The sequence below is a fragment of the Novacetimonas sp. GS1 genome, assembly GCF_036686925.1.
In the GTDB taxonomy this organism is placed as follows: Bacteria; Pseudomonadota; Alphaproteobacteria; order Acetobacterales; family Acetobacteraceae; genus Novacetimonas; species Novacetimonas hansenii.
Map to the genome: position 1 here is coordinate 829,858 of NZ_VSZP01000001.1, position 24,000 is coordinate 853,857.

Sequence of the window (24,000 nt, forward strand, 5' to 3'; positions counted from 1 at the left end):
ACTTCACAAAAACCGTTATGATTTCAGGATATTATTAAGCCTGATGTTTCAGGCAGCTATCCCAGGCAGCTATCCCAGATAGCTATCCCATACAGGGGGGGGGCACCATCATCCGTGACAGGACCGTCCCGCATGTCAACAATGGCAGTGCCCATGCGATGGGGGACGGCGTCCCATCCCCCATCGGCGCCCATATCCCACCCCCGCACCAGTTGCAGCAATCAGCGGCGGGCGGGCTGTGTCCTGTGTGGCAATGCATCACGCAAGGTCGCGGCGGCGCGGTCCATCATGCGGGTGAACAGCCGTGGCGTATCCAGCCCCTGCGCTAGCATCAGCGCGCCATGGATGGCGGCGATGGTGTCTTCGGCAAGGTAGGTCGCCTGTCCCCCCGTCACCCCCGCACGACGCAGCATGTTGCGCAGCGCGATGACCCAGCGGCGGAAGAACACGTCGATGCGCCGCGCAAACAGCGCGCGCGTCGCGGCTTCCTGCGTAAAGGCGGCGAACAGGCTGCCGCGCCGTCCTTCCTGATACCATTGTGTGATGGCGGCGAACATGCGCGCGATCGCGTCATCGGGGGCGGCGGCGTCCAGAATGTCGAACACATTGGTGGCGAACCATGCCTCCACCTGCGCCAGGACCTGTTCGGCCATGTCATGCTTACCGCCGGGGAAGAAGTGGTACAGACTCCCCTTCCCCTTGCCGGTGGCCTGCGTGATCTGCGACAGCGACGTGCCGGCATATCCGTGTGTGCGAAACAGTTCCCCAATCCGGGCAACGGTTTCGTCATGGTCGGTAAGGGGGGTGTTCATGGGCGTCCTTGTCCGTCTCGGCGTCTGTGTCGCGCGGGCATATTACAATAAGTACGCCCCCAACGGAACAGACCCCCACCGCGTTGCACATGTGCGCCGCGCGCGAAGGGCCGTCGCGGCAGGTGTGCTTTGTGGGGCGCAGGTGCGCGGAATATTGGACCGGACCGATTATTTTGGTTGCCGAACCAAAATATAACCCATTAGCTTTCTTTCACGGCAAAAGGGTTATGCTTTGGTGTCAACGGATGTTGTGATAACGTGAAGATTATAAAATGTGATGAAGGTACGCATTTGAAACTTTGCTGTTCTACATAAGCTTCGACACCTGTGATGTAACGGATGTTCATATTACGAAAATCTGTATATCTGCCATGAAGGTTATGTGTAAAATATAAGTGCGTTTGCGAAATCTGGGTGAAAATCTAAAGCAATTACCTGATTTCAGCTATGCGTTAACTATTATTTATCCATATAAATGCAATCCATTTTCAGGCATGTGAGGGAGATATGCTGGTCATGAAGCATCATCATTTCCATATTTGTGGCGGCCAGATATGGACCCCTTTGTTCCGGGGCAAGGAAAAGCGGATCGTGCTGGAATGTTCCACGGGCCGGGTGGGGTTCGTGACCGACATGCAGTTGCCAGACGATGGTATCGTTTATGAAACCATAACGGATTTTCAGAAATGGATCGCGATGCATGCGGCGGCCGCGATTCAGTGGGACTGAGGGATGGGGGCTGACGTATGCGTGATGGCGGTCGGCGCCATGGACGCTTTTTTTTCTTGAGGGATGTCAGGTTCCGCGACATATTGCGATTACTCGGCAAGGGGTGCGCCCCGGGCCGTGGGATGGACCTGATACATTTCGCCCCGATGCCGGGCCGCCCCGATCCATGATGTGATCGGCGCGGCTTTTTTTGTGCCCGGTCCATCCTTTTTGCAGTGCAGCATAAAGGAAAGACGCCGATGTCCGGGCACAGCGACGGCGCATCCCCGCAGCACGCGCTTGAAACAATGTTGCGCACCCATCGTGATGTCGTGGTTGCGGCGTTGCTTGACCTTGCCTGCCATGCCGCCAGCGAGGCGACGCGCCTTGCCGCGTTAAAGGAAATACTTGATCGCGGATGGGGCAAGGCCACGGCCGGGACCGGCGATGCGTCCCCCGTGCCCGGTGCGCCTGTATCCGGTGCGCCCACATTGCTGATTGCGCCTGCGCTGTTATCGCCTGAAACCGGTGCGATGGTGCGGGCATGACGGTGGTGCGCATTGAAATCCCGCCCGCCTGTGCGGATATCATGCGTCCGGCGCGGTACAAAATCCTGTATGGCGGCCGTGGCAGCGGCAAAAGCTGGACCGTCGCGCGGGTGATCGTGGCGATGGCCGCCGCCCGCCCGTTGCGGATATTATGCTGTCGGGAATATCACAGCTCGATGGCCGATTCGGTGCGGCGGCTGCTGTCGGATCAGGTTGCGGCGCTGGGGCTGGGGCCATGGTTTCGGATTCGTGAAAACCTGCTGACCACGGCATGCGGTTCGGAAATCCTGTTTCGGGGTCTGGGCCGTAATGTCGAGGCGATCAAGTCAACTGAAAAAGTCGATATCTGCTGGGTGGAGGAAGCGCAGAGCCTGAGCCGCGCCAGTCTGGACATCCTTTTGCCGACGATCCGCGCGCCGGGGTCGGAAATCTGGTTCACCTATAACCCGGAGCGCGAGGACGCGCCGATGCACCAGATGATGCGTGCCCTGCGTGATGATCCCGACGCCATTGTGCGTCATGTGGGCTGGCGTGACAATCCGTGGTTTCCGCCCGAACTGGACGCGGAACGCCGCCGCATGCTGCGTCATGACCCCGACAGTTATGACCATGTGTGGGAGGGCGAATGCCGCACCCGCAGTGACGCCGTGGTTTTTGGCGGGCATGTGGAGGTGGCGGAGTTCACGACCCCGCCCGACGCGCGGCTGTATTTTGGCGTGGACTGGGGCTTTGCGCGGGATCCGACGGTGATGGTGCGGTGCTTTATCGCCGATGACATCGTGCATGTCGATCACGAGGTCTTTGCAACGGGGGTGGAAATGGACGATCTGGCCGCCCTGTTCGATCATGTGCCAGGGGCGCGCGAATGGCCCGTGCGCGCCGATGCCTCCCGGCCGGAAACAATCAGCTACCTTGCCACGCGCTTTGGTTTTCGCATGACGGCGGCGGCGAAATGGCCCGGATCGGTGCAGGACGGGATCGCCCGCCTGCGCGCGTTCCGCTGTATCCGCGTGCATCCGCGTTGCGAAAACATTGCGCGTGAATTGCGGCTGTATTCATGGCGCGTGGACCGCCTGACGGGTGACGTGCTGCCGGTGCTGGCCGATGGGTGGGACCACGGGATCGACGCGCTGCGCTATGCGCTGGATGGGGTGATCCGTAACCGCCGCCGCATGCCTGCCTTTACGCCTGCTGCGATCCGCAGGATCTGACCGCTGTTGCTCAGGGGGTGTGGCTCAGGGGGCGTTGCTCAGGGGCGTTGCCCCCGAACCCCCACCAAAGGGCATTGCCCTTTGGAAACCGTGACTTTGATCGGGTCCGGGTGGGGTGTGTTTTTTGCCGGGTTTTGGTGGTGGTCGGTGGGTGGGGGTGTTGCCTAGGGGTGTTGCTCAGGGGCGTTGCCCCCGAACCCCCACCAAAGGGCATTGCCCTTTGGAAACCATGACTTTGATCGGGTCCGGGTGGGGTGTGTTTTTTGCCGGGTTTTGGTGGTGGCTGGTGGGTGGGGTGTTGCCTAGGGGTGTTGCTCAGGGGTGTTGCCCCCGCCCCCCCACCAAAGGGCATTGCCCTTTGGAAACCATGACTTTGATCGGGTCTGGTGGGGGGTGGGTATTTCCCTTTTGGAAACCGTGACTTTAACAAAACAGCGTGCAGGCCATGGGCGGTGTCCGGCTGTTGCATGCGTTCAGGAAACAGCATCATGAAACACTGGTTCCACCGCGCGCCCACGCCCCCGCGCGTGCGGCGTGAACCGCGCGTTGTGCCGCGTCCCGACGCCATGCCGCGCTTTGGCCGTATGGCGTCCGCCCTGCCATCGGGTGCGCGCGATGGCCTGCGTCCCTATGTCCCGCCGCCGGGGGTGCGCGGGGCGGGGGCGCTGGCGATGGACCGGGCGCTGTCGGGGGTGCATGACTGGGCCGGTATGGGGTTGGGGGACGGTGATGGCGCGTTTGGCGATGCGTTGGGCTTTGTCGGTTATCCCCTGCTGGCGCAGATGATGCAGCGCGCGGAGTTCCGCAAGCCTGTTGAGGTCATCGCGCGCGAAGCCACGCGCGAATGGGTGCGCATCACCACGCCCGAAACCGATACGCCCGACGATGCGCTTGTGGCGCGCATGGCGCAATTACGGGCCGAGATGCGACGCCTGCGCGTGCGCGAGGTGCTGCGCCGGCAGGTGATCCATGCGCTGGGCTTTGGTCTGGGGCATGTGTGGCCGGACATGGGACAGGCGTTAAGCAGCGCGGGACAGGGCACGCCGCTGGTGATCGGGCCGAATGGCATCGCCCGTGGCGCGATCAGGCGTTTTTTGAATGTGGAGCCGTTATGGACCACCCCCGACAGCTATAACGCCGACATGCCGCTGCGCCCCGATTACTTTTGCCCGCGCGCATGGTGGGTGCAGGGGACGCTGGTGGATGCCAGCCGCCTGTTTTCGATGGTGCCGTTCGAGGTATCGGATATTTTCAAGCCCGCCTTCAATTTCGGCGGCCCCAGCCTGACGCAGATGTTGCGCACCTATGTCCATAACTTCCTGCGCACGCGCCAGTCCGTGTCCGATCTGGTCAGCAATTTTGCGACCAAGGTGCTGAAAACCGACATGGCCGGTGCGATGGGCGATGGCGACGGGACCGGCCCCGCGCAGGTCGATACCGACAGCCTGACGGGCCGGGTGGAGGCGATGAATGCGTATCAGTCGAACCACGGCACTTTTGTCATCGACCGCACGCACGAGGATTTCGACATCGTCGCCACCCCGCTGTCGGGACTGAGCGAGCTTCAGGCCCAGTCACAGGAATTCATGGCCTCGATCCCCGGTATCCCGCTGGTCAAGCTGTTCGGTATCCAGCCTGCCGGGCTGAATGCCTCCTCTGATGGGGAAATCCGTGTCTTTTACGACGAAATCACGGCATTTCAGGAGGCACATGTGGCCCCGGTGCTCGACCGGATGTTTCGCATGGTGCAACTGCACCTGTGGGGGGAGGTCGATCCGCGGCTGGATTTTGCATTCGTGCCGTTATGGCAGATGGACGATGCGCAACGCGCGGACATTGACCATGCCCGCGCACGTATCGACGCCCTGCGCGCGGCGGCGGGCGTCGCCCCGACGAAAGGACATTCATGACCGATATGCTGGCCCATGACCGGATCGGTTCGGTCCGTGTAACGGACGAGGACGGGCGGTTATATGTCGCGCGGACCCATATTTCAAAGGCAGGCGTCAACACCTATCGGGGGTCGGAAATCCCCGGTCATGTGGCGCTGGGCCTGCGGGCGGATGGCCTGTACCGACTTTTACGCGCGCCCGATGAACTGGCGCGCGCGGCCCCGACCTTTAACGCCATCCCTGTCCTGGCCGATCATGCGCATGTGTCGGCGGACAACCCGCGCCGCGATATCACCGTGGGCGCGACCGGCACCGACTGCGCCTTTGCTGACCCGTATCTGGACAATGCGCTGGCGATCTGGGACGCCGATGCGATCGCCATGGTGCGCGATGGCGGGCGGCGTGAACTGTCGTGCGCCTATCGCTATGACGCGGACATGACGCCGGGGCGCTGGCGGGGGCAGCCCTATGACGGGGTGATGCGCAATATTCGCGGCAACCATGTCGCCCTTGTCCCCGCCGGGCGGGCGGGGCCGGACGTGCTGGTGGCCGATTCCGCACTACAGGAGAACATGATGGCACCCTTACCCGAACCCGATGCGACCTTTACGTTGCAGGTCATCGGCCACGCCCTGCGCACCGGCGCGCTGACGCCCGACACCGCGCCCGATGCGCTGTCGGCGGCCCTGCTGGCGGCGCGTGCGGCGGTGGGCCGTCCCCCTGCCACCGTATCAGGCGCCACGTCAGGCGCCACGTCAGGCGCCACGTCAGGCGCCACGTCAGGCGCCGCACCAGAAACAGCACCAGAAACAGTGTCCGCAACACCGTCCGGCATCGTGCCCGCCACCGCACCCGAAATGGCGTCAGACGCCGCCGTGCGTGACGCCGTGGCCCGCGCGCTGGCGGGGGAACGCAGCCGCCTTGGCGCGATCGACGACGCACGCCGCGCCGTCCGCCCGCTGGTGGGCGAGGTGATTGGCATGGACAGCGCGGACGCCATCTACCGCTATGCGCTGACGCAGGCGGGACATGACGTGGCGGCCCTGCACCCGTCGGCCCTGCGCCCGATGGTTGATATGGTGATCGGTACACGACAGGCCGCCCCCGGTGCCGCGCTGGCCACTGACGCCGCGCCGGATTTCAACGCCCGCTTTGGCGTGACCCGTGCGCCGCGCGTGCTGTAGGCGGCATCCGGGCGCTTTACCCTGATCTGTTGAAAATACCGGTGTCCAAAGGGGGATGCCCCCTGCTGGGGGGCAGGGGCAACGCAAAAGCATGGCAGGATGTGGAATGCCTTGGGTCTATCGTCAATCTACCGGACAATTGAAATATAACGGTGTTCTCGTGACGAAGGGATATTCCGGTATTGATGCAGGAAAGAACAATCCTGCAATGGAGGGCGTTCGTCATGTCGGACCAACGCCAGCAGGTGATTATTCGATTGGTGCGCCGTTTTTTCATTCGCATTCCGGTGCATATACAATGCGCCTGACGCCGATAAATGGGAATATCGCTTCGGGGCGTACTGGTATCATGATGCATGGTGACAGCAAGGCACATCCGGGTCGTGCTTTGAATGGTTGTATGATTGTTTCATATTCTGCACGTCAGAAGGTATGGATGAGTAACGACCATATTATCAAGGTAACAGAATGAATGTCCGTATTCCCTGTCTGATATCGTTCCTGATGGTGGCGAGTATATCCGGCGTCATGGCGGCACCTGCAAAGGCGCCGGACTGTGCCGACTGGCCGGGCAGTATCGCGTATGGAACCCTGAAAAATGCCGGGATGATTGACCCGGATCAGATGGATTTCACGGCCACGAAGGCCACGCGCCTTGCGGCAGAGCCCAGAGGGCACGGCCTGTATCGCGAGGTTTATCATATTACCTTTCGCGAGAAGACCGGCAAAACATTCGATGTCATTACCACCAGCGATGCGTCGAATGAGGAATGTTCCATGTCGGGTGTGGATGTCTTCATTGTTACGGCGCATCCCAGTCCGGGGTTGTAATTTCGGGGTTATGAAAGACTGTTTGAAAACAAGTCATTGATAAAAACAAGAAAAGTTTTTGGGTGCTGCCTTTTGATCGAAAAAGGCAGCGTCTTTCGAAGGTTTCTGGAAAAATATTCACCAAAAACCTTTATCATTTCAGTATGTTATAGCGCCTGACGTTTCAAACAGTCTCTGGGTCCGGGGGTGTGATCCGGTATCCGTTTTTTCTGGGTGCATGAGGCGCGTCGGCACGTGGAGCCCCCCGGTTCTGGCTCTGGCTCTGGCAGCGGGTACGCGCCCTGCACCCTGATCTGTTGAAAATACCGGTTTCCAAAGGGCGATGCCTTTTGGTGGGGGTTCGGGGGCGACGCCCCTGATGGCCTGTGCCCCCGCATGCGGTTTTACTTAAAAAACATGGAGGCTGTGCATGCCTTTTCCCAATACGGTCAATTATAACTGGCCCGTATCCTTTGCGGGTGCGTGGGCGTCGGAAAACCCGCGCCGGTCGGTGCTGGCGTGGGCCAATGGCCTGCGGGCGGGTGCGGGCGGCGTTGCTGTCGCGGCGTTTGCGTGGGTGCAGGCGGACGGGGCATCGGTGCTGAACAGCCCGCCGTCCGGTGCGACGGCCACCACCACCGCCACGGCCACCGCCAGCGTGTCCGCCGGGGCCGTGTCCGCCCTTGCGGTCACATCGGGCGGGGCGGGATACAGTTCTGTCCCGACCGTTACACTGTCGGGTGGCGGCGGCAGCGGGGCGGTGGCTGTGGCCACGATCAGCAACGGCGTGGTGACGGGCATTACCGTCACGTCCGGGGGCACGGGCTATACCACCGCGCCGACGGTCACGATTGCATCCCCCGTGGCGACGCCCGCCGCACCGGACGGGTTTGTCGTGCGTGAACAGCAGGGGCTGATGACGCAGTACCTGCAGGAAGCGACGATGACCATCCCGCAGGGTTTCATGGTCACGCTGGCGGACGGGGGCGATGTGTTCTGCGCCTGCGCCGATGACGCCGCGCGGGGGGATGTGGTCTGCGCCTCCATCACGGACGGCAGCGTGAGCGCCATCGCACCGGGGGCGGACGTGCCCGACGGCTATGTCGCGACCGGCTGGCGTGTTGCCCTGCCTGCCACAACCGGCGGCCTGATCGCCATTACGAAAGCTGCTTCCTGATGAACGCATCCCTGTTTCGCAACGACGCGCCGGTGCTGGCGCGGCAATATGGCATCCATCTGGAGGGCGTGCGGGACTATTTCCCCGCAGGTGGCCTCGCCATGGATGCCGATGGCGCGGTGACGGCGGCCAATTCCGGCATTCCGGCCATTTTCACCACCTATACCGATCCGGTGGTGATCCGCGCGCTGGTCGCGCCCACCCGCGCGGCGCAGATCTATGGCGAGGTGCGCAAGGGCGACTGGGTCACGGATACGGCGATGTTCCCTGTGGTCGAACTGTCGGGACGCACCGCCGCCTATGGCGATTACAGCGCCGATGGGGAGGTGGACGCCAACGCCAACTGGATCAGCCGCCAGTCCTTTCATTACCAGACCTGGACCCGCTGGGGCGAACGCGAGGTCGCGCGCATGGGGGCCGCGCGCATCGACCTGGTGAACCAGCGCAACCTGGCCTCGATCTCGGTGCTGGGCAAGCAGCAGAACCTGACCTACCTGTTCGGGGTGGCGGGGCTGGAATGTTACGGTGCGCTTAATGACCCGCAGCTTCCCGCCGCGATCCAGCCGCTGCCGAAGGTCACGGGCAATGGCACGGCCACGGGGGCGGCCGACTGGCTGGCGATGTCCGATCCGTTGCAGTGTTTTGACGATGTGCTGCGCCTGTATGCGCAGTTGGTCACGCAGATGGGCGGCAACCTGACGCTGGAGACGCCGATGACATTGGTACTGCCGACCGAGCGTCAGCAGTGTCTGCTTTATGCCAACCAGTATAACGTAAAGCTGCGTGAACTGTTGGCCGAAAGCCTGCCGAACCTGCGTATCGAGACCCTGCCCGAGGCCGGGACCGCGCTGGGTGGTGGCATGGTGGCGTCCACGATGATGCAGCTTTTTGTCAATGAGGTCGAAGGACAGGCCAGCGTGTCCACCGGCTTTACGGAAAAGATGCGCGCGCATGCGGTGGAACGTCACTCCACCTCCATACGGCAGAAAAAATCGCAGGGCACGTGGGGAACGTTGTGGTTCTATCCGCAGGCCTGCGCCACCATGACGGGGATCTGATGGATATGGCGACATCGAACAGCATGGTTACGGTCCTGTGCCGCATGCCCTCGGGGCTGGTGCTGGACCTGTATGATGATGCGCTGCTGGCGGCGCGGGCGGGCGATGCCCGGCGGGGGCAGGGCGCAATGGCGCCGCCGGTGCCGCGTGCGTCCGTCCGCCTGGCCGGTGCGCGACGCGACCCGCGTTATCACCCGCGTGATAACCGCCTGCTGGGCATGGCGGGCCGGACGGAGGTGCCTGCCGATTTCTGGAGCGCATGGTGCGCGCAGAACCCGGATTTTGCGCCCCTGCGCCACGGCCTGATCGCGGCGGAGCGCACGGCGGATCGCGCGACATCGTGGCTGCGTGAACATGGGGGCACCCGCACGGGTCTGGAACCGCTGGACCCCGATGCGTTGCCGGTTGTGGGTGTCACCCGTCGCGACGCGGCATGACCGCCGACGTGGCGTTCGATTATGCGGCATGGGCGCAACGTTTCGTGGTGCTGGCGGCGCAGGTGAATGCGTCACAGGCCGCCGCATATTTTGCGGAGGCCACGGTGATCCTGTCCCCGCGTGCCCGCACCGCGCAGGACGCGGCGCGACGGGGGGTGTTGCTGAACCTGCTTGTGGCGCATATCGCGCAACTGGATCAGCAGGTGATGCAGGGCAATGGCCTTGTCGGGCGCATCAGCGACGCCACACAGGGCAGTATTACTGTCCGCGCCCAGATGGAGGGGCAGGCCCCTTCTGCCGCATGGTTCAACCAGACCCCTTATGGCGCGCAGTTCTGGGCCATGTCGCGTCGCATGCGCCTGGCACGGTATGTGCCGGGACGACCGCAGCCGGCATGTGTGTGGCCCTGAATGCCCCGCCCCACCCTGAATCGTTAAAATTCATGGTTTCCAAAGGGCAATGCCCTTTGGTGGGGTTCAGGGGCAACGCCCCTGATGCAATCAGCAGGTTACCCCTCAGGTCACAGCCCGCCCCCGACCGGGAGCGCCCCCCTGCACCACGATCTGTTACCCAGTCATGGTTTCCAAAGGGCAATGCCCTTTGGTGGGGTTCAGGGGCAACGCCCCTGACGCAATCAGCAGGTTACCCCTCAGGTCACAGCCCGCCCCCGACCGGGAACGCCCCCCCCCCGCACCACGATCTGTTACCCAGTCATGGTTTCCAAAGGGCAATGCCCTTTGGTGGGGGTTCGGGGGCAACGCCCCTGATGCCGTCGGCCTTCCCGATCAGGACCGCGCCTCCTGCATCTCTAAAAATCATGATTTCCAAAGGATATTTACCTTGCTGGATGAAGGACGGCCGACATGAACCTTTTCGGTGCGGCGGTTGCTGTGGTGGGGGCTGTGGGGCCGGGGTCTGCGGCCACGCTGAAGCTGTCCACCGGCAGTGTGGGCAATGCCGATTTTACGCGCACGCCGCAATATCGTGTGGTTGCGGCGACGGTGTGGGTGCAGGCGCTGTCGTCGGACGAACTGGCGCATGTGGGGGATTTAAGCCAGCAGGGCGCGTTAAGGGTCGTGTATGTCGCGGGCGATGTGGGCGGCATGGACCGTGCGGCGGGCACGGGCGGGGACATTGTGAATTTTGATGGCGCGGACTGGCTGGTGGTGCGCCAGATGGAGCAATGGGGGACAGCATGGTCGAAGCTGATGGTGCGCAGGCAGCCGCAGGTGACGTGACCGAGGGCACGGTGCTGACGGCGTTGGGGCAATGGCTGTGTGCGACCATTCCCCTTCCGGCGGATGCGGTGATGGTGGGGCAGGTCAACCGTGTGGCCCCGCCCTGTGGCGCGTTCGCCATCATGACGGTGGCGGGACGCGGGCGGATCGCCACCAACCGCACGACCTATGGCGCGGGATGCCGCATCGTGTGGATGCAGCAGCAGGTCGATGTGCGTGTGGACCTGCATGGCGCGGGTGCGGGCGATGGGGCGGGGCGCATCGCGCTGCTGTTTCGTGACCCGGCCTGCGCCGCGTTCCTGGCGGGATATGGCGCGATCGCGCCGCTTTACGCCGCCCCGCCCCGGCAGCGCGATTTCGTGTCCGACGCCGCGCAGTACGAGGATGTGTGGCAGGTCACAGTGTCATTGCAGGTCAATTCCACCGCGACCTTTGCACAGGATTTCGCAAACGCACTCAATGTCGGGATTTTCGAGACCGACGCAACCTTTCCACCGGAGTAAGATATGGCCGGCATTCCTGTTTCTTCCATCGTCCGGGTTACACCCGGCGTCCTTGCGGCGGGGGGCGGTGTCGCGTTCCTCAATGCGCTGGTGCTGTCGCGCAATGCGGGGCTGCCTGCATCGGGGGTCAGCGTGTTCACCTCCGCCGCCGATGTCGCGGCGACATGCGGGGAAAACAGCGTCGAATACGACATGGCGCAGGTCTATTTCACGGGGTACACCAATGCGGTGCAGACGCCCTCGACCCTGCTGATGGCCGCATGTCCCACCTTTGCCGATGGCGCGCAAGGCCCCGTGACCGCCACGGCCACCGCCACGCTGTCGGCGGGGGCGGTACAGGCAATCGCGGTGGGTAATGGCGGCAGTGGATATACCACCGCGCCCAGTGTCACAGTGTCGGGCGGCGGCGGCAGCGGGGCCACGGCCACCGCGACGGTCGCGGGCGGCGTGGTCGTCGCCATTACGGTGGGCGCAGGCGGCAGCGGATACAGCTCTGTCCCGACCGTTACACTGTCCGCACCGGCAGGAAGCACATCGGGTGCGACATCAGGCACCACGCCGGGGGCCGTGATGGATGCGCTGGTGGCGGTCAATACCGGCTGGACCGGCTTTACCACCGCGTTCGAACCGTCATTGGCCGATAAACAGGCATTCGCACAATGGACGGCCGCACAGGGGGCGCGTTTTTGGTACGTGCCGTGGGATACCGATCCGCAGGCGGTGGTATCAGGCACGACGGTGGCGTTCGGCGCGTGGGTCGCGGCCCAGGATGTGGCGGGCGTCACCCCGATCTATGCCGATCCGATGGTCGCCGCCCTTGCGCTGGGATGGATGGCGTCGCAGGATTTTTCCACGACATCAGGGCGCACGACGCTGAAATTCCGGCAAAACGGCCTGATTACCCCCACCGTCCAGACCGCAGCCATGGCCAGTACGCTTGCGGCCAATGGCTACAGCTATTACGGCGGGTATGCCGGGTCGGGCACGGATTTCGAATTCCTGTCCGATGGCGCGGTGTCCGGGCCGTTCGCATGGGCCGACAGCTATATCGGGCAGGTATGGCTGAACGGATCGTTCCAGCGCGCCTTGCTTGGCCTGCTGCTCAATACCGGGCAGATCCCGTATAATGCGGATGGGGACGTGCTGATCGCCGCCAGCGTGCAGGACACGATCAACCAGGCGCTGGCGTTCGGGCTGATCCGTGCGGGCGTCACGCTGACGGCGGCACAGCAGCAGCAGGTCAACAACGCGGCCGCGCGCACCATTTCCGACACGCTGGCGACGCGGGGGTGGTATTTCCTGCCCGGTGCGTCCACCGCCGCCGCCACCGTGCGCGCGGCCCGTGCCTCCCCCCCATGTCAGTTCTGGTACACCGATGGCGGATCGGTCCAGTCCATCAGCCTGTCTTCGCTGGAGGTGCAGTAATCCATGAGCGACTATAACATTTCCGACGCCAACTCGGTCTTTACCATCACCGTCAGCAGCCTGTTCAACGCGCCGGTCACGCTGTCGAATTACAGCGCCGACCGCGCGTTCGAGGCGGACCAGCGCGAACTGGCGGAAACGCAGATGTCGGTTGATGGCTATCTGTCCGCAGGGTGGGTGCCACAGCCGGTGCATCAGTCCGTCTCCCTTGCCGCAAGTTCCGACAGTTGCCTTGTGTTCGAATCCATCGTCACGGCGCAGGATGTGGCGCGCACGATCTATCGCATCGGGGGCGAGATCCAGCTTCCGTCGGTGGGGCGGCGTTATACGCTGTTGCGTGGCGTGCTGCGTGCGGCAAGTGCCCTGCCCAATGCGGGGCGGGTGCTTGATGCGCGGCGGTTCGACATCCTGTGGGAGCGGGTTTTGCCCGCAGCCCTGTAATGGCGTTGAAATCCATCGAATATAGCGTGACGGAAGAGGGCGAGGACCTGGGCAAGGTTTTCGTCATCACCCGCATGAGTGCGTTTGATGCCGACCGCTGGGGCCGTCATGTGCTGCATGCAGCGATTGCCGGTGGTTATCGCGCGGTGGCGGATGACGCGGCAGAGGGGATGGGCGGCATTGCAGAGGCCGGCATGCGCATTTTTGGCATGATGGCGCCCGATGCGGCGGATGCCCTGCTGGATCGCCTGATGCAGTGCGTGCGCATCATCCGCGATCCCGCCCATCCCACCCCACAGCCGGTGATCCCCGCCGACATACAGGAAATCGCGACGGTGGGCCTGTTGCAGATGGAGGCGATGAAGCTGCACACGGATTTTTTTTCGGGCGCAAGCGTGTTCATCTTCCTCCCCGTCGCCCAGCTTCTGCTGGCGGTGGGCGAAGACGCGCGGAATGCGCCAACGTCGCGCGCGCCATCGCCTGCGTGATCGCATCCCGCCTGGCAAGCCTGCATGAACTGCAGGACGTCTATGACACCGAAGACCTGTATGACCTGCTGGAAATCGCGGCGGTAAGCAACCATAACAGCATCGTGGATCTGTGAAATGGCACCTGTCACCAATTCCTCCGCCAACGGCGTGTCGCGCGCCATGGAACAGGTGCGCCAGCTTGCACAGGCAGGGCGCGGGGCCGCCCGCAGGGTGGCGGCGCGGCGCCGGGCGGCGATGGCGGCATTTCACATGGCGCGGCCCTCCCTGCTTGCCATGCGCGCCGTCGCCCGCCGCGCGGGGGCGCGGACCCCGTTGCATCCGCACGCCATGCTTCCCCCTGTTATGGGGGAAGGGGCCGCCGTCGATGGGCGGGCCGGTGCCGCCGCGCCTCCATCGGCCATGCGTGGGGATCATATGCGCGGGGATGTCATGGGGGACGTGACGGGGAATGTGACGGGGGGCGTGACAGGACGCATGACAGGACGCACCGTCAGGGATGATGCCACCGGGTCTGTCACTGGATCTGTCACTGGGCCTGTCATTGGGCCGGGCACAGGACATGTCGTTGCGCCTGTCGCTGTGCCTGTGACAGGGGAGGCGAATTCGTCCCCCGTCCCGACCTCTACCCTGACCCCGGCGCAGCGTCAGGCCATCGCAGGTCGGGCGGGTGTCGTTGTGCGTGCGCCACCATATCCGCCCCCCATGCCGGTGCAGGGGCAGCAGGGGCAAGCGGATGGGAACGCCGGGGGCCTTGCGCCACAGGATGCAACCGTCCCCGTCACGGCAGCGGAAACCATCGCCGCGGATGCCGCCCGGCCTGTCGTCGCCGCGAAAAACCCGCCCCCGTCGGACCGGAAACTGTCTGGTGAGGCGGTCAGGTTACGCAAAGTGCAGACGGCCCGAATGCCGGCGGGAATGGGTTATTCCCGTTTGGCTGCGATGGGGGTGGCTGCAATGGGTGTGACTGCGATGGGGGTGGCTGCGAATATTGGGCAGGAAAGCGGATCTGGTGCATGGCATCGCGGCGATGCGGGTGATGTCTTGGGCGCGGGGCAATGGCATGCACCACGCGCACAGGACATCATGCAGGCATTTGGCATTGATGTGCATGGTGCGAAATTCGCCGATCAGGTAAAGGCCTATGCCCAGAAGATGCCGTCTGGTCTTGATCTCTATTCCCGAAAGGTAGGACGGGCGCTGATGTCAGGTTTCCATCCCCCCCGTCAGGCCACCGCACCCATACGCAGGTTTGATGAACGCCCCGTCAGTCGTGACGGCACTGAAGACCGCAAACGTGGGGCCTGGGCGGATATCATCACGCGGCAGATGGAAATGGCGAATATAGCGCCCGGCGCGACGGGCGGCCATAAAACAGAAGTGCATATCGGTGATATTGTCGTGCATGCCAATACCCATGACGGGAACAGGATTGCAACACAGATACAGCACCAGTTGCGCCAGTCGCTTCCGGCGCTGGCGAATACCGGCCAACGATGACGTCATGCCCGCATAAGGGACTGTTTGAAAAGTAAATATCAATAACATCATGAAATAATAAAGGTTTTTTGGAAAATATTTTTCCAGAAAGCTGTGCACACCAGCGCGGTTAACGCCGATGCGGTGCGGGAATGCCCGCCTATCATGCAGGAGATGCCCATGACCATGATTCCCGTCACCATGCCCACGACATGGAATCTGCCGTCGATGCAGGGGGTGCCGCGCGTTCTGGGGAATGTTGCGGATGATGTGCGGGCCATGGGTTCGGTCACGCTGGGCACCATGCTTGATGATTACCAGATCAGCAGCGCCGCCAGCCTGTGGGGGATATTCGACGCCACGGGGGCGCAGGTCCTGACGGCGGCGCATGTGCGCGCGGTGGAATTCGAAAGCGCGCACGCCATTTCCGACGCCCCGCAGGAAGACGGGGCTTTTGTTTCCTATAACAAGGTTGCCACCCCCCGTCGCTTTTTGCTTGAAATGCTGTGTGATGGGTCGCAGACAGGCAGCGGCGGCCTCGACAGCCTTGTTTCGCAATATTCCCCCATTGCCGCGTGGGGCAATATGACGGGTGGCGGGGCACGGATGGTGCGTGCGTCATTTCTGGCGACGCTTGCGGCGATGGAGGACGACACCGCGACCTATGCCGTGCATACGCCGGAATATTCGTTGGCGTCGGTCAATGTGGTCGGCCATCGTTACCGTCGTGAAACGCGCGGCGGGATCACGTTGCTGGTGGTGCAGGTCATGGTGGTGGAGGTGCGCTGTACCGCGACGCAATCCTATGCCACCACCGCGACGGCGGCAGGGCAGGTGATGCGGTCCGGCGGCACGGTGCAGGCCACCGATGCCACCACGGCGCAGCTTGCCAGCCTGGCGGATGTGATCTGATAAGGGGTCTGGTCGGTCTCTTTCCAAAAAGCCTTTATATAGGGCGCATTTCTGAAAAATCCCGCGTCAGGTGATCTCTGCGCGTTATTTGAAACGCCCGACCCGACAGGATCGCGACAGCCATAAGAGAGTGTTTGAGAAGGCAAGTCCGACAAAATCATGAAATCATAAAAGTTTTTGGTGAAGCTTTTTCCAAAAAGCTTCGAAAGACGCCGCATTTTTCGATCAAAAGTCAGCCCCCAGAAACTTTTCTTTTTATCAGTGGCCTGTTTCCAAACAGTCCCCAAGACAGTTTTGTGCAAAAGCCTCTGTCTGGAAATATCTGTTCGCGCATTCCCCATTCCCAAAAAACCCTTTTGAAAAGGCGTCATAAATGGCGACCCCACAGGTCATTCCCCTGTCCGCCATCGCGGCGCAGTCGGTCAATGTCGTCGTGTCCCAACAGGTGATGCGCCTTGACATCCGGCAGCGCGCCACCGGGCTGTTCATCGATATTTCGTGTCGCGATATGCCGGTGTTGTGCGGTGTCATGTGCCGCGACCGGACATGGATCGTGCGCGATGGTTATTTCGGGCTGCCGGGCGATTTCGCGTTCCTTGACCTCGAAGGAACCTCCGACCCGTCCTGTGACGGGTTGGGGGGGCGGTATGTGCTGACCTACAGGGAGGGGCAGAATGTCGCCTGATCCTGTCGCACCCTTCACGCAAAAGGCGCTGGAGGTCAGCTTTGGCGTGGCGTCGGGCGGGTTCGGCGCAGGGGGGACGGATACCGTCACGCTGTCGGGGCTGCGGTGCCATGCGCAGGTGACGAATGCCGGCCTGCCGGGTGGCAGCACCCTGTCCCTGCGGGTGGGGGGGATGGCCCTGTCGATGATGAACCGCCTGTCGGTGCTGTCGGCCATGCCGGCCGCCGATGCACCGCAACAGCAGATGCAGGCATGCGGCAACACCGTCACCCTGCGCGCCACCCATGATGGCGGCATGGTCACGGTGTTCCGTGGCGTGGTGGTGGGGGCATTCATTGATTTCACCACCGCGCCGGACGTGGCGTTCATCGTCACCGCCAGTTCCCTTGCCGGGTTGCAGGTGCAGCCCCTGCCGCCGGGGGGGTATTGCGGGGCGGTGTCGGTGGAAACGGTGCTGTCGGACATTGCCGCGCAATGCGGGCTTGGCCTTGTGACGCATGGGCTGGGGGGTGTCATGATCCATGATTATTACGGCTGGGGCTGCGCGCGTGACCGGATCGAACGCATCCGCCATGCGGCGGGCATCGTCATCACGATCGAGGATAATACCCTTACGGCATGGGGGCGTGACCTTGCGGGCGATGACACGGCCACGCCCCCGGTCATCAGCGCCGCGACCGGGATGCTTGGCTATCCCGCCTATAACCAGGATGGCGTGTCGTTTCGCACGCTGTTCCGCCCGGACATCACCTATCTTTCGCCGGTGCGGATACAGGCCACCCCGGCGGTGCAGGGTGATGTGCCCATGGCGTCGGACGGTGTCTGGGCGCCGTACCTGATTACGCACCAGTTGGAAAGCGAGGTGCCCGACGGCGCATGGTTCACCCATGTCGCGGCCACGCGCACGGGCAACCCGGCCATGGGGGGATGATGTGATGGCGATACAGAACACGACCTATCCCGGGTTCCAGACGCGTCAGGACGGGGGATCTGACTTTGGCTCGGTCGAGGCGGTGGGCCGTCGCCTGCTGGCGATGATGGGGGCGGACACGCCGGTGCGTGTCGTCGCGGTCAATGGCGTGGGGCTGAACCCCGTGGGCTTTGTCGATGTGCAGCCGCTGGTCCATATGCAGGATGCGTTGGGGCGGTCCATGGCGCACGGCGTCATCCACAACGTGCCGTATGTCCGCATGCAGGGCGGGAAAAGCGCGGTCATCTGTGACCCCTGTGTGGGGGATCTGGGCGCGGTCATCATCTGCGGGCGCGACATCAGCGCCGCCAAGGCCAGCCGCGCGCCCGCCGCACCGGGCAGTTTCCGCATCCATGACATGGCCGATGCAATCTATGTCGCGCCCATCCTCAATGCCACGCCAGAGGAATATATCTGGCTGACGGGAAATGGGGTGAGGGTGAAAACGGCCGGCACGTTCACGGTGGACGCCGCCGGCATGCAGATCAACTGCCCGGTTTCCACGACCGGCGACATCACGGCCGGTGGCACCATCACCGGCCGGACGGATGTGGTCGCGGGCACGGTTTCGGGCCGGTCGCATACCCATCCGGTCACGGGTGCGCCCGGCACGACGGGTGCGCCCACATAACGCACAGGGCCATATATGACCTCACTTCTTCTGGATCGCACGACGTGGGACCTGTGTGTCACGGCGTCGCGCGACATTGCCGTGGCGTCCGCGCCGTACTGCGTGGTGCAGGACGTGGCGACCGCCGTGCGGACCTTTGCCGGGGAATGCTGGTACGACACGTCAAAGGGGATTGCGTATTTCCGCCTTGTCCTTGGCGTGGGGCAGTCGCCCGCCGCCTTTCGCACGCAGGTGGAGGCCACGGCCCGCGCGGTATCGGGCGTGTCCGATGCGCGATGTGTCCTGACGGCCATCGGTGCGGACCGCGTGCTGTCGGGCTCCATCCTTGTCACCCTAACCACCGGAGGGACCACAAGTGTCAGTTTCTAGCACCACATCCGTTCCTGCCGCCTCTCTTGGTGCGACGGGGTTTGTCGCACCCGCCGAAAGTGATGTCCTGACCGGGGTGATGGCGGATCTCGGCGCGGCCTTTGGCGGCAGCCTCAATCCCGACCTGTCCACCCCGCAGGGACAGTTGGCCAGCAGCCTGACCGCCATCATCGGCGATTGCAACGATGCGTTCGTGGCCCTGGCGAACGGGGTGGACCCGGCCTTTGCATCGGGGCGGATGCAGGATGCAATTGCGCGCATTTACTTCATCGCGCGCAATCCCGCCACGGCCACGGTGGTATCGTGCATGTGCGTGGGGGCGATGGGAACGGTCATACCCTCTGGCACGCTGGTGCAGGACGGGGCCGGATATCATTACGCCGCGACCTCTGCGGGGGTGATCCCGGCCACTGGCACGCTGGCGATGGAATTCGCCTGCACCACCACGGGGCCGGTTTCATGCCCGGCGGGGGCGATTTCGCTGTACCAGTCGGTGGCGGGCCTGACGTCGGTCACGAACATGGTGGCCGGTGTCACCGGCGCGGAACAGGAAAGCCGCACCGCGTTCGAGGCCCGGCGCGCCGCCACCGTGGCGGGGAATTCCATCGGGTCCAACGCCGCCATCCTTGGCGGGCTGTTGTCGGTGCCGGGCGTGACGGATGCGTATGTGACGGACAATCCCACATCCGCCGCCATCACCACCGGCGGGGTGACGATTGCCGCGCACAGTGTCTATGCCTGCGTGGTGGGTGGCGACAGCGCGGCCATCGCGCTGGCGATCATGCAGAAAAAGCCGCCGGGCTGTGGCTATACCGGCACCACCATGGTGACGGTTGCGGACCCGAATGCGGCCTATACCACCGCGCCGTCCTATGGCGTGTCGTTCGATTACGCGACGCCGACACCGGTTTTCGTCGCCGTGTCGATGGGCAACGCGTCCTGCGTGCCATCCGACGCCCTGACGCAGGTGCAGGCGGCGGTGGCGGCGGCGTTTGACGGCACGGATGGCGGGACGCGGGCGCGCATTGCTTCACGCCTGTATGCCAGCCGGTTTTATGCCGGGATCGCGGGGTTGGGCGCATGGGCGCAGATTGTGGAAATCACGATCGGCACCACCGCCATGCCCACGGGGTTTACGGTGCAGATGGACATCAACCAGGCCCCCACGCTCGACCCCGACGACATCACGCTGGCGCTGGTGTGACATGGAGAATGTGCAACAGACGATCATCAGCCAGTATGCCAGCAGCCCCACCATCTGCACCCTGATCGACGCATGGAACCAGTGCATTGACCCCGGCGCGAACATCGACGGTTTTTATAACCTGGTCTGGAACGTGGAAACGGCGCGTGGCTATGGCCTGGATGTATGGGGGCGCATTGTTGGCATCAGCCGTGTCCTGACGATAACCGAAGACCTGTTCTGGGGATTTGGCGAGGCGGGCAATACCTCTGCCGCGCCCTTTGGGCAGGGGCCATTTTATAACGGCACGGTTTCCACCGCGAATTACAGCCTTGGCGACGATGCGTTGCGCATCCTGATCTATGCCAAGGCGATGGCGAACATCACCAACGGGTCGGTCATCGGGCTGAATGCGATTCTGATGACGTTGTTTGCCGGGCGGGGCAATGCGTGGGTTGCCGATAATGGCGACATGACCATGACCTACAGTTTCGATTTTCAGTTGACCCCGGTGGAGATTTCCATTGTCGAGGCTTCGGGCGTGCTGCCCCGTCCTGCCGGTGTTGCTGTTGCCTACCGTATGGAGGTTTCGTGAAACAGAGTTCCTTTCCCGCGAAATTCGCGCTTCCCTTTGCAGGCAGTGCCGGGGCCAGCTATATCCGCACGATCCCGCAGGCTTCACAGGTGGGGGTGACGGCGGGGGCGGCGTCGTTGACGGATGGGTTCCCGCCGGTGACATTCGACCCGGTTTCCGCCGGTGGCACCCCGCCATCGGGGGCGGACATGAATGGCATCCTGAACTGGATCACATCCGTGCTGCGGGTGTATCAGGCGGGATATTTCGGGTCATGGGATGGGGATTTCGCAACCGCGATCGGTGGATACCCGCTGAACGCCATCGTGTCGGGGGCGGTTGCGGGGGCGTATTACATCTCCACCGTTGATGACAACATGACCACGCCTGGCGCATCGGGGGCATCGTGGCAATCGCTGTTCACGGGGCTTGCGCCTTCATCCGCACTGGCGTTGGAAACCACACGGGCGGAGGCGGCGGAGGCCGTGCTGTCAACGGATGTGTCCCTTGCGTCCTCGTCGCTTTATCCGGTCAGTGCCTCGACCACCGTTGTGGTGCCATCTGGCGTGACACGGGTTTACCTGCGGGGGATTGGTGCGGGTGCGGGCGCAACGGGATGTTCGGCCACCACCACGTCACAGACATTTTCCGGCGCAGGCGGCGGCAGTGGCGGCATCATGGAGGGGATTTATACCGTAACCCCCGGCGATCACCTTGTTTTCACGATCGGTTCTGGTGGTGCGGGCAATGCCAGTTCGGGGAATGGATATCGCGGCGGGCAGACGTCGTGCGTGAATGGCGCAGGCCAGACGCTGCAATGGCTGCCCAGCGGATTTGCGGGGCAGGTGGCGTCCGTCACCAATACTGCGGGCGGTGGTGGCGCACCTGCCGGGACGTCGGACATGTCCGGGACGTTTCGCAATGATTGCGGGAATTGCGGACTGGACGGGCAATCGGGGGCGCTGCAACTTTCCGGTTCCGGGGGTGTCGGGCCGGGGGGCGTGGGCGGCGCACGGTCGGGGGATCTGGGCGGTGTGTCCGGTGCGGCCCCCGGTGCAGGTGGCGGGGGTGCGTATGACTCTGGCTTCACCGGGAATTCGTATGCGGGTGGTAACGGTGCGTCAGGCAAATTTTATTACAAATGGCTGCCGTAACGGCATGTCAGGGCACGGACCTGTCCCGGCAGGGGCGTGGGGCGGGGCGTCGGCCATTCCACCGCGCGCGATCCACATAATGCAGCCGGGTGATGTGCGGATGCACAGGATTGGCGGCGGCGATGGGGGCCGGGGATCGGGGATCGCCTGCAAAATCGAGCCCAGAGACTGTTTGAAAAGTCAGGCGCGATAACACCCTGAAATTATAAAGGTTTTTGGTGAAGCTTTTTCCAAAAAGCTTCAGAAGACGCCGCCTTTTTCGATCAAAAGGCAGCACCCAGAGACTTTTCCTGTTTTCAAACACTCTCTCAACAGCACCGGCGCATTTCCATGGCCGTGATGGGGAACATTCATGACAACCGCAACAGTGCAGACCTATGCCGTTTACCTGACGGCCGCGACCAGCGCGCATCCGGGTGGATACGTGGTCGATAACGTCGAATGGGACGGTGCCTCCGCATGGACGCCCCCAGCCGGGACCACCGCCATTGCTGACCCTGATCGCAAATACCCGATCGGCAGCACCTATGGCGCCCCCGCAGCCGCCACGACAGCAACAACGACAGCAGCCACGACCACGCCCACGACGACAACGCACACGACAGCCACCGCGACCACGGCGGCAAGCACGACCGCGGCGACATCCACCACGACCTGACGGCGCACTGCATGGATCATGCCCTGTCATATGCGCCTGCCATACGCACCTGCCATCACCGTCCCTCGGGGCGGTTTTTTATTGCCCGGAGAATGAATGAACGACGACATGACACGGACCATCCCCATGGCGCCGGGTGGTGCGGCGGGTGGTGCGCCCGTCCGTTGCGCCACGGTGGAGGATCTGGCGCGCGTGCGCGAACGCCTTGCCCGGGTGGAGGGCGGGCATGACAACCTGCGCGAAGGGTTGCGCAATGTTTCGGCGCAGGTGTCCGACCTGCGGCGTGACCTGACGCGGGCGATGACGGAAACGGCGGAACAGACCCGGCGCGAAATCACCGAACGCGTGGACACGATCACCGACACGGCCACCGCGCGTGATACGGAAATATCGGGCCGTCTGGCGCGGATCGAGGGTGGGCTTAAACTGACCTCATGGGTGACGATGACGTTCATCGTGCTGGCGACCGGCCTGCTTGGCTGGGGACAGGTCGGTGATGCCGCATGGTCGTTCTGCCGCCATGCGTTTGGATACGGGCCATGACCGGCCTGTGTATCGCGCAGTTCCGGCATGAAATCGTCGCCCCCGCCCTGGCGCATATCGGGCTGGGCGGGGATGCGGCGGTCAGCCTGCTGACCGGGACGGCGCTGGCGGAAAGCGGCCTGACCTATGTGGCGCAGGTCGTATCAGGGGGCACCGGCCCCGCGCGTGGCCTGTGGCAGATGGAACCCTTCACCCATGACGATATCTGGGCCACGTTCCTGTCGGATGCGCGCATGGCCTCCCTGCGCGGGGCGGTGCTGGACCTTGCCTCCCAATGGCCCGCGCGGGTGTCCCAGCTTCCGGGCAACCTGCCCTATGCCTGCGCCATGGCGCGGCTGAAATATTACCGCGCGCCGGGGCCGCTGCCTGCGGCCGATGATGCGGCGGCGCAGTGCCGGTACTGGAAATCCAATTACAACACGGCGCTGGGCGCGGGGGCGGCGGATGGGCCGCATATCGCCCTGTTCCAGCGCGCGATCGAGGCGTGAACATGGACCCTTCGACGATATTGTCCGAACTCCTGCCCTTCATCCCCGCATCCTATGTCGGCGCGGTGGTGGACTGGGTGTCGTTTGTCATCGCCGCATCCGCGCTGGCCATGCGCTACTGGCGGCCCCCTGCGGCGGGGTCACGCGCGGCGGTCGTCTGGATGGTGGTGTCCGCCATGGCGCAGGCGCGCGGGTGGAACGCATCGGCGTATCAGCCCGACCGCAAGGCCGTGATGGTGCCAAAGGATACGTCGCGCGCCGCCGCCGCCGCGACGCTGGGCCTGCATCCGGCCGATACGCGCCCGAATGCGCCGCGCACCAGCAGGCCGCCGGCCTGATGTGTGAAGTGTGACGTTGGTCCTTCGCAATGGTGGTCGATCCCGGCCAACGCCACGCCCCGTCTATACCGCCAGAACATTAAC

General features: G+C 63.4%; 30 protein-coding genes. 29 read left to right on the forward strand and 1 reads right to left on the reverse strand.

Annotated elements, in window-relative coordinates:
* Positions 1–221 precede the first annotated feature (221 nt).
* Complete coding sequence (locus FYB92_RS03750) at positions 222–812, reverse strand: TetR/AcrR family transcriptional regulator (RefSeq protein ID WP_332828192.1); 591 nt, start codon at positions 810–812, stop codon at positions 222–224.
* A gap of 516 nt (positions 813–1,328) precedes the next feature.
* On the opposite strand from FYB92_RS03750, the gene FYB92_RS03755 reads away from it, so the two are divergent.
* From FYB92_RS03755 to FYB92_RS03895, 29 genes are all read left to right on the forward strand, one after another.
* Positions 1,329–1,541, forward strand: a complete 213-nt coding sequence (locus FYB92_RS03755; RefSeq protein ID WP_139312538.1) for a hypothetical protein — start codon at positions 1,329–1,331, stop codon at positions 1,539–1,541.
* Between the two features lie 239 nt (positions 1,542–1,780).
* Positions 1,781–2,068 carry a hypothetical protein gene (locus tag FYB92_RS03760; RefSeq protein WP_003621745.1) on the forward strand — a complete coding sequence of 96 codons (288 nt, stop codon included), beginning with the start codon at positions 1,781–1,783 and terminating at the stop codon, positions 2,066–2,068.
* Positions 2,065–3,279 (forward strand): PBSX family phage terminase large subunit, encoded by a 1,215-nt coding sequence (locus tag FYB92_RS03765; protein WP_003621747.1) that lies wholly within the window; start codon positions 2,065–2,067, stop codon positions 3,277–3,279. Before FYB92_RS03760 ends, FYB92_RS03765 begins: the two co-directional genes overlap by 4 nt.
* Before the next feature lie 488 nt (positions 3,280–3,767).
* Positions 3,768–5,189: a DUF1073 domain-containing protein gene (locus FYB92_RS03770; RefSeq protein WP_003621749.1), complete on the forward strand. Its 1,422-nt coding sequence runs from the start codon at positions 3,768–3,770 to the stop codon at positions 5,187–5,189.
* Positions 5,186–6,355 carry a DUF2213 domain-containing protein gene (locus FYB92_RS03775; RefSeq protein WP_332828193.1) on the forward strand — a complete coding sequence of 390 codons (1,170 nt, stop codon included), beginning with the start codon at positions 5,186–5,188 and terminating at the stop codon, positions 6,353–6,355. Before FYB92_RS03770 ends, FYB92_RS03775 begins: the two co-directional genes overlap by 4 nt.
* A gap of 106 nt (positions 6,356–6,461) precedes the next feature.
* A complete protein-coding gene (locus FYB92_RS03780) occupies positions 6,462–6,827 on the forward strand; it encodes a tlde1 domain-containing protein (RefSeq protein WP_332828194.1) in 366 nt (121 codons plus the stop codon).
* Positions 6,824–7,186, forward strand: a complete 363-nt coding sequence (locus FYB92_RS03785) for a hypothetical protein (RefSeq protein ID WP_332828195.1) — start codon at positions 6,824–6,826, stop codon at positions 7,184–7,186. Before FYB92_RS03780 ends, FYB92_RS03785 begins: the two co-directional genes overlap by 4 nt.
* A gap of 409 nt (positions 7,187–7,595) precedes the next feature.
* Entirely contained in the window at positions 7,596–8,342 is a 747-nt protein-coding gene (locus FYB92_RS03790) for a hypothetical protein (protein ID WP_192266616.1), read from the forward strand.
* Positions 8,342–9,400, forward strand: a complete 1,059-nt coding sequence (locus FYB92_RS03795; protein WP_075625165.1) for a hypothetical protein — start codon at positions 8,342–8,344, stop codon at positions 9,398–9,400. Before FYB92_RS03790 ends, FYB92_RS03795 begins: the two co-directional genes overlap by 1 nt.
* Positions 9,400–9,837: a hypothetical protein gene (locus tag FYB92_RS03800; protein ID WP_003621755.1), complete on the forward strand. Its 438-nt coding sequence runs from the start codon at positions 9,400–9,402 to the stop codon at positions 9,835–9,837. The genes FYB92_RS03795 and FYB92_RS03800 overlap by 1 nt, the downstream gene beginning before the upstream one ends.
* Complete coding sequence (locus FYB92_RS03805) at positions 9,834–10,247, forward strand: DUF4054 domain-containing protein (RefSeq protein ID WP_003621756.1); 414 nt, start codon at positions 9,834–9,836, stop codon at positions 10,245–10,247. The genes FYB92_RS03800 and FYB92_RS03805 overlap by 4 nt, the downstream gene beginning before the upstream one ends.
* 453 nt (positions 10,248–10,700) lie before the next feature.
* Complete coding sequence (locus FYB92_RS03810; protein WP_003621757.1) at positions 10,701–11,075, forward strand: hypothetical protein; 375 nt, start codon at positions 10,701–10,703, stop codon at positions 11,073–11,075.
* Positions 11,033–11,578: an LIC_12616 family protein gene (locus tag FYB92_RS03815; RefSeq protein WP_281650054.1), complete on the forward strand. Its 546-nt coding sequence runs from the start codon at positions 11,033–11,035 to the stop codon at positions 11,576–11,578. The genes FYB92_RS03810 and FYB92_RS03815 overlap by 43 nt, the downstream gene beginning before the upstream one ends.
* A gap of 3 nt (positions 11,579–11,581) precedes the next feature.
* Positions 11,582–13,003, forward strand: coding sequence for a DUF3383 domain-containing protein (locus FYB92_RS03820; RefSeq protein WP_075625164.1), 1,422 nt, complete (start codon positions 11,582–11,584; stop codon positions 13,001–13,003).
* A gap of 3 nt (positions 13,004–13,006) precedes the next feature.
* Positions 13,007–13,444 carry a phage tail fiber protein gene (locus tag FYB92_RS03825; protein WP_003621761.1) on the forward strand — a complete coding sequence of 146 codons (438 nt, stop codon included), beginning with the start codon at positions 13,007–13,009 and terminating at the stop codon, positions 13,442–13,444.
* The gene (locus FYB92_RS03830; protein ID WP_003621763.1) at positions 13,444–13,932 is read left to right on the forward strand and encodes a hypothetical protein; all 489 of its coding nucleotides are present in this window, start codon (positions 13,444–13,446) and stop codon (positions 13,930–13,932) included. The genes FYB92_RS03825 and FYB92_RS03830 overlap by 1 nt, the downstream gene beginning before the upstream one ends.
* A gap of 117 nt (positions 13,933–14,049) precedes the next feature.
* Positions 14,050–15,432, forward strand: coding sequence for a hypothetical protein (locus tag FYB92_RS03835; protein WP_332828196.1), 1,383 nt, complete (start codon positions 14,050–14,052; stop codon positions 15,430–15,432).
* A gap of 159 nt (positions 15,433–15,591) precedes the next feature.
* The gene (locus tag FYB92_RS03840; protein ID WP_040512814.1) at positions 15,592–16,323 is read left to right on the forward strand and encodes a hypothetical protein; all 732 of its coding nucleotides are present in this window, start codon (positions 15,592–15,594) and stop codon (positions 16,321–16,323) included.
* A gap of 373 nt (positions 16,324–16,696) precedes the next feature.
* Entirely contained in the window at positions 16,697–17,008 is a 312-nt protein-coding gene (locus FYB92_RS03845) for a hypothetical protein (protein ID WP_332828197.1), read from the forward strand.
* Complete coding sequence (locus tag FYB92_RS03850) at positions 16,998–17,939, forward strand: baseplate hub protein (RefSeq protein ID WP_332828198.1); 942 nt, start codon at positions 16,998–17,000, stop codon at positions 17,937–17,939. Before FYB92_RS03845 ends, FYB92_RS03850 begins: the two co-directional genes overlap by 11 nt.
* The gene (locus FYB92_RS03855) at positions 17,896–18,609 is read left to right on the forward strand and encodes a Gp138 family membrane-puncturing spike protein (protein ID WP_003621770.1); all 714 of its coding nucleotides are present in this window, start codon (positions 17,896–17,898) and stop codon (positions 18,607–18,609) included. Before FYB92_RS03850 ends, FYB92_RS03855 begins: the two co-directional genes overlap by 44 nt.
* 15 nt (positions 18,610–18,624) lie before the next feature.
* Complete coding sequence (locus FYB92_RS03860) at positions 18,625–18,978, forward strand: hypothetical protein (protein WP_003621772.1); 354 nt, start codon at positions 18,625–18,627, stop codon at positions 18,976–18,978.
* A complete protein-coding gene (locus tag FYB92_RS03865) occupies positions 18,965–20,182 on the forward strand; it encodes a baseplate J/gp47 family protein (protein WP_075625159.1) in 1,218 nt (405 codons plus the stop codon). Before FYB92_RS03860 ends, FYB92_RS03865 begins: the two co-directional genes overlap by 14 nt.
* A 1-nt stretch (position 20,183) precedes the next feature.
* Entirely contained in the window at positions 20,184–20,756 is a 573-nt protein-coding gene (locus FYB92_RS03870) for a DUF2612 domain-containing protein (protein WP_075632426.1), read from the forward strand.
* A complete protein-coding gene (locus FYB92_RS03875; RefSeq protein WP_332828199.1) occupies positions 20,753–21,889 on the forward strand; it encodes a hypothetical protein in 1,137 nt (378 codons plus the stop codon). The genes FYB92_RS03870 and FYB92_RS03875 overlap by 4 nt, the downstream gene beginning before the upstream one ends.
* A 352-nt stretch (positions 21,890–22,241) precedes the next feature.
* Entirely contained in the window at positions 22,242–22,547 is a 306-nt protein-coding gene (locus FYB92_RS03880) for a hypothetical protein (protein WP_332828200.1), read from the forward strand.
* Between the two features lie 108 nt (positions 22,548–22,655).
* The gene (locus tag FYB92_RS03885; protein ID WP_332828969.1) at positions 22,656–23,090 is read left to right on the forward strand and encodes a hypothetical protein; all 435 of its coding nucleotides are present in this window, start codon (positions 22,656–22,658) and stop codon (positions 23,088–23,090) included.
* On the forward strand, positions 23,087–23,578 hold the full coding sequence (locus tag FYB92_RS03890) for a hypothetical protein (protein WP_075595107.1): 492 nt from the start codon (positions 23,087–23,089) through the stop codon (positions 23,576–23,578). The genes FYB92_RS03885 and FYB92_RS03890 overlap by 4 nt, the downstream gene beginning before the upstream one ends.
* A gap of 2 nt (positions 23,579–23,580) precedes the next feature.
* Positions 23,581–23,916 (forward strand): hypothetical protein, encoded by a 336-nt coding sequence (locus FYB92_RS03895; RefSeq protein WP_075596405.1) that lies wholly within the window; start codon positions 23,581–23,583, stop codon positions 23,914–23,916.
* Positions 23,917–24,000: the final 84 nt, after the last annotated feature.

Excerpts from the sequence above, each read along its gene's own strand:
- FYB92_RS03805 (WP_003621756.1), top strand. The coding sequence starts at position 9,834 with ATGACCGCCGACGTGGCGTTCGATTATGCGGCATGGGCGCAACGTTTC.
- FYB92_RS03800 (WP_003621755.1), top strand. The coding sequence starts at position 9,400 with ATGGATATGGCGACATCGAACAGCATGGTTACGGTCCTGTGCCGCATG.
- FYB92_RS03785 (WP_332828195.1), top strand. The coding sequence starts at position 6,824 with ATGAATGTCCGTATTCCCTGTCTGATATCGTTCCTGATGGTGGCGAGT.
- FYB92_RS03870 (WP_075632426.1), top strand. The coding sequence starts at position 20,184 with ATGGAGAATGTGCAACAGACGATCATCAGCCAGTATGCCAGCAGCCCC.
- FYB92_RS03790 (WP_192266616.1), top strand. The coding sequence starts at position 7,596 with ATGCCTTTTCCCAATACGGTCAATTATAACTGGCCCGTATCCTTTGCG.
- FYB92_RS03855 (WP_003621770.1), top strand. The coding sequence starts at position 17,896 with ATGTCGCGGCCACGCGCACGGGCAACCCGGCCATGGGGGGATGATGTG.
- FYB92_RS03825 (WP_003621761.1), top strand. The coding sequence starts at position 13,007 with ATGAGCGACTATAACATTTCCGACGCCAACTCGGTCTTTACCATCACC.
- FYB92_RS03820 (WP_075625164.1), top strand. The coding sequence starts at position 11,582 with ATGGCCGGCATTCCTGTTTCTTCCATCGTCCGGGTTACACCCGGCGTC.
- FYB92_RS03760 (WP_003621745.1), top strand. The coding sequence starts at position 1,781 with ATGTCCGGGCACAGCGACGGCGCATCCCCGCAGCACGCGCTTGAAACA.
- FYB92_RS03885 (WP_332828969.1), top strand. The coding sequence starts at position 22,656 with ATGACACGGACCATCCCCATGGCGCCGGGTGGTGCGGCGGGTGGTGCG.
- FYB92_RS03845 (WP_332828197.1), top strand. The coding sequence starts at position 16,697 with ATGGCGACCCCACAGGTCATTCCCCTGTCCGCCATCGCGGCGCAGTCG.
- FYB92_RS03770 (WP_003621749.1), top strand. The coding sequence starts at position 3,768 with ATGAAACACTGGTTCCACCGCGCGCCCACGCCCCCGCGCGTGCGGCGT.
- FYB92_RS03840 (WP_040512814.1), top strand. The coding sequence starts at position 15,592 with ATGACCATGATTCCCGTCACCATGCCCACGACATGGAATCTGCCGTCG.
- FYB92_RS03850 (WP_332828198.1), top strand. The coding sequence starts at position 16,998 with ATGTCGCCTGATCCTGTCGCACCCTTCACGCAAAAGGCGCTGGAGGTC.
- FYB92_RS03890 (WP_075595107.1), top strand. The coding sequence starts at position 23,087 with ATGACCGGCCTGTGTATCGCGCAGTTCCGGCATGAAATCGTCGCCCCC.
- FYB92_RS03795 (WP_075625165.1), top strand. The coding sequence starts at position 8,342 with ATGAACGCATCCCTGTTTCGCAACGACGCGCCGGTGCTGGCGCGGCAA.
- FYB92_RS03815 (WP_281650054.1), top strand. The coding sequence starts at position 11,033 with ATGGTCGAAGCTGATGGTGCGCAGGCAGCCGCAGGTGACGTGACCGAG.
- FYB92_RS03750 (WP_332828192.1), bottom strand. The coding sequence starts at position 812 with ATGAACACCCCCCTTACCGACCATGACGAAACCGTTGCCCGGATTGGG.
- FYB92_RS03895 (WP_075596405.1), top strand. The coding sequence starts at position 23,581 with ATGGACCCTTCGACGATATTGTCCGAACTCCTGCCCTTCATCCCCGCA.
- FYB92_RS03775 (WP_332828193.1), top strand. The coding sequence starts at position 5,186 with ATGACCGATATGCTGGCCCATGACCGGATCGGTTCGGTCCGTGTAACG.
- FYB92_RS03780 (WP_332828194.1), top strand. The coding sequence starts at position 6,462 with ATGCCTTGGGTCTATCGTCAATCTACCGGACAATTGAAATATAACGGT.
- FYB92_RS03810 (WP_003621757.1), top strand. The coding sequence starts at position 10,701 with ATGAACCTTTTCGGTGCGGCGGTTGCTGTGGTGGGGGCTGTGGGGCCG.
- FYB92_RS03860 (WP_003621772.1), top strand. The coding sequence starts at position 18,625 with ATGACCTCACTTCTTCTGGATCGCACGACGTGGGACCTGTGTGTCACG.
- FYB92_RS03765 (WP_003621747.1), top strand. The coding sequence starts at position 2,065 with ATGACGGTGGTGCGCATTGAAATCCCGCCCGCCTGTGCGGATATCATG.
- FYB92_RS03755 (WP_139312538.1), top strand. The coding sequence starts at position 1,329 with ATGAAGCATCATCATTTCCATATTTGTGGCGGCCAGATATGGACCCCT.
- FYB92_RS03880 (WP_332828200.1), top strand. The coding sequence starts at position 22,242 with ATGACAACCGCAACAGTGCAGACCTATGCCGTTTACCTGACGGCCGCG.
- FYB92_RS03835 (WP_332828196.1), top strand. The coding sequence starts at position 14,050 with ATGGCACCTGTCACCAATTCCTCCGCCAACGGCGTGTCGCGCGCCATG.
- FYB92_RS03830 (WP_003621763.1), top strand. The coding sequence starts at position 13,444 with ATGGCGTTGAAATCCATCGAATATAGCGTGACGGAAGAGGGCGAGGAC.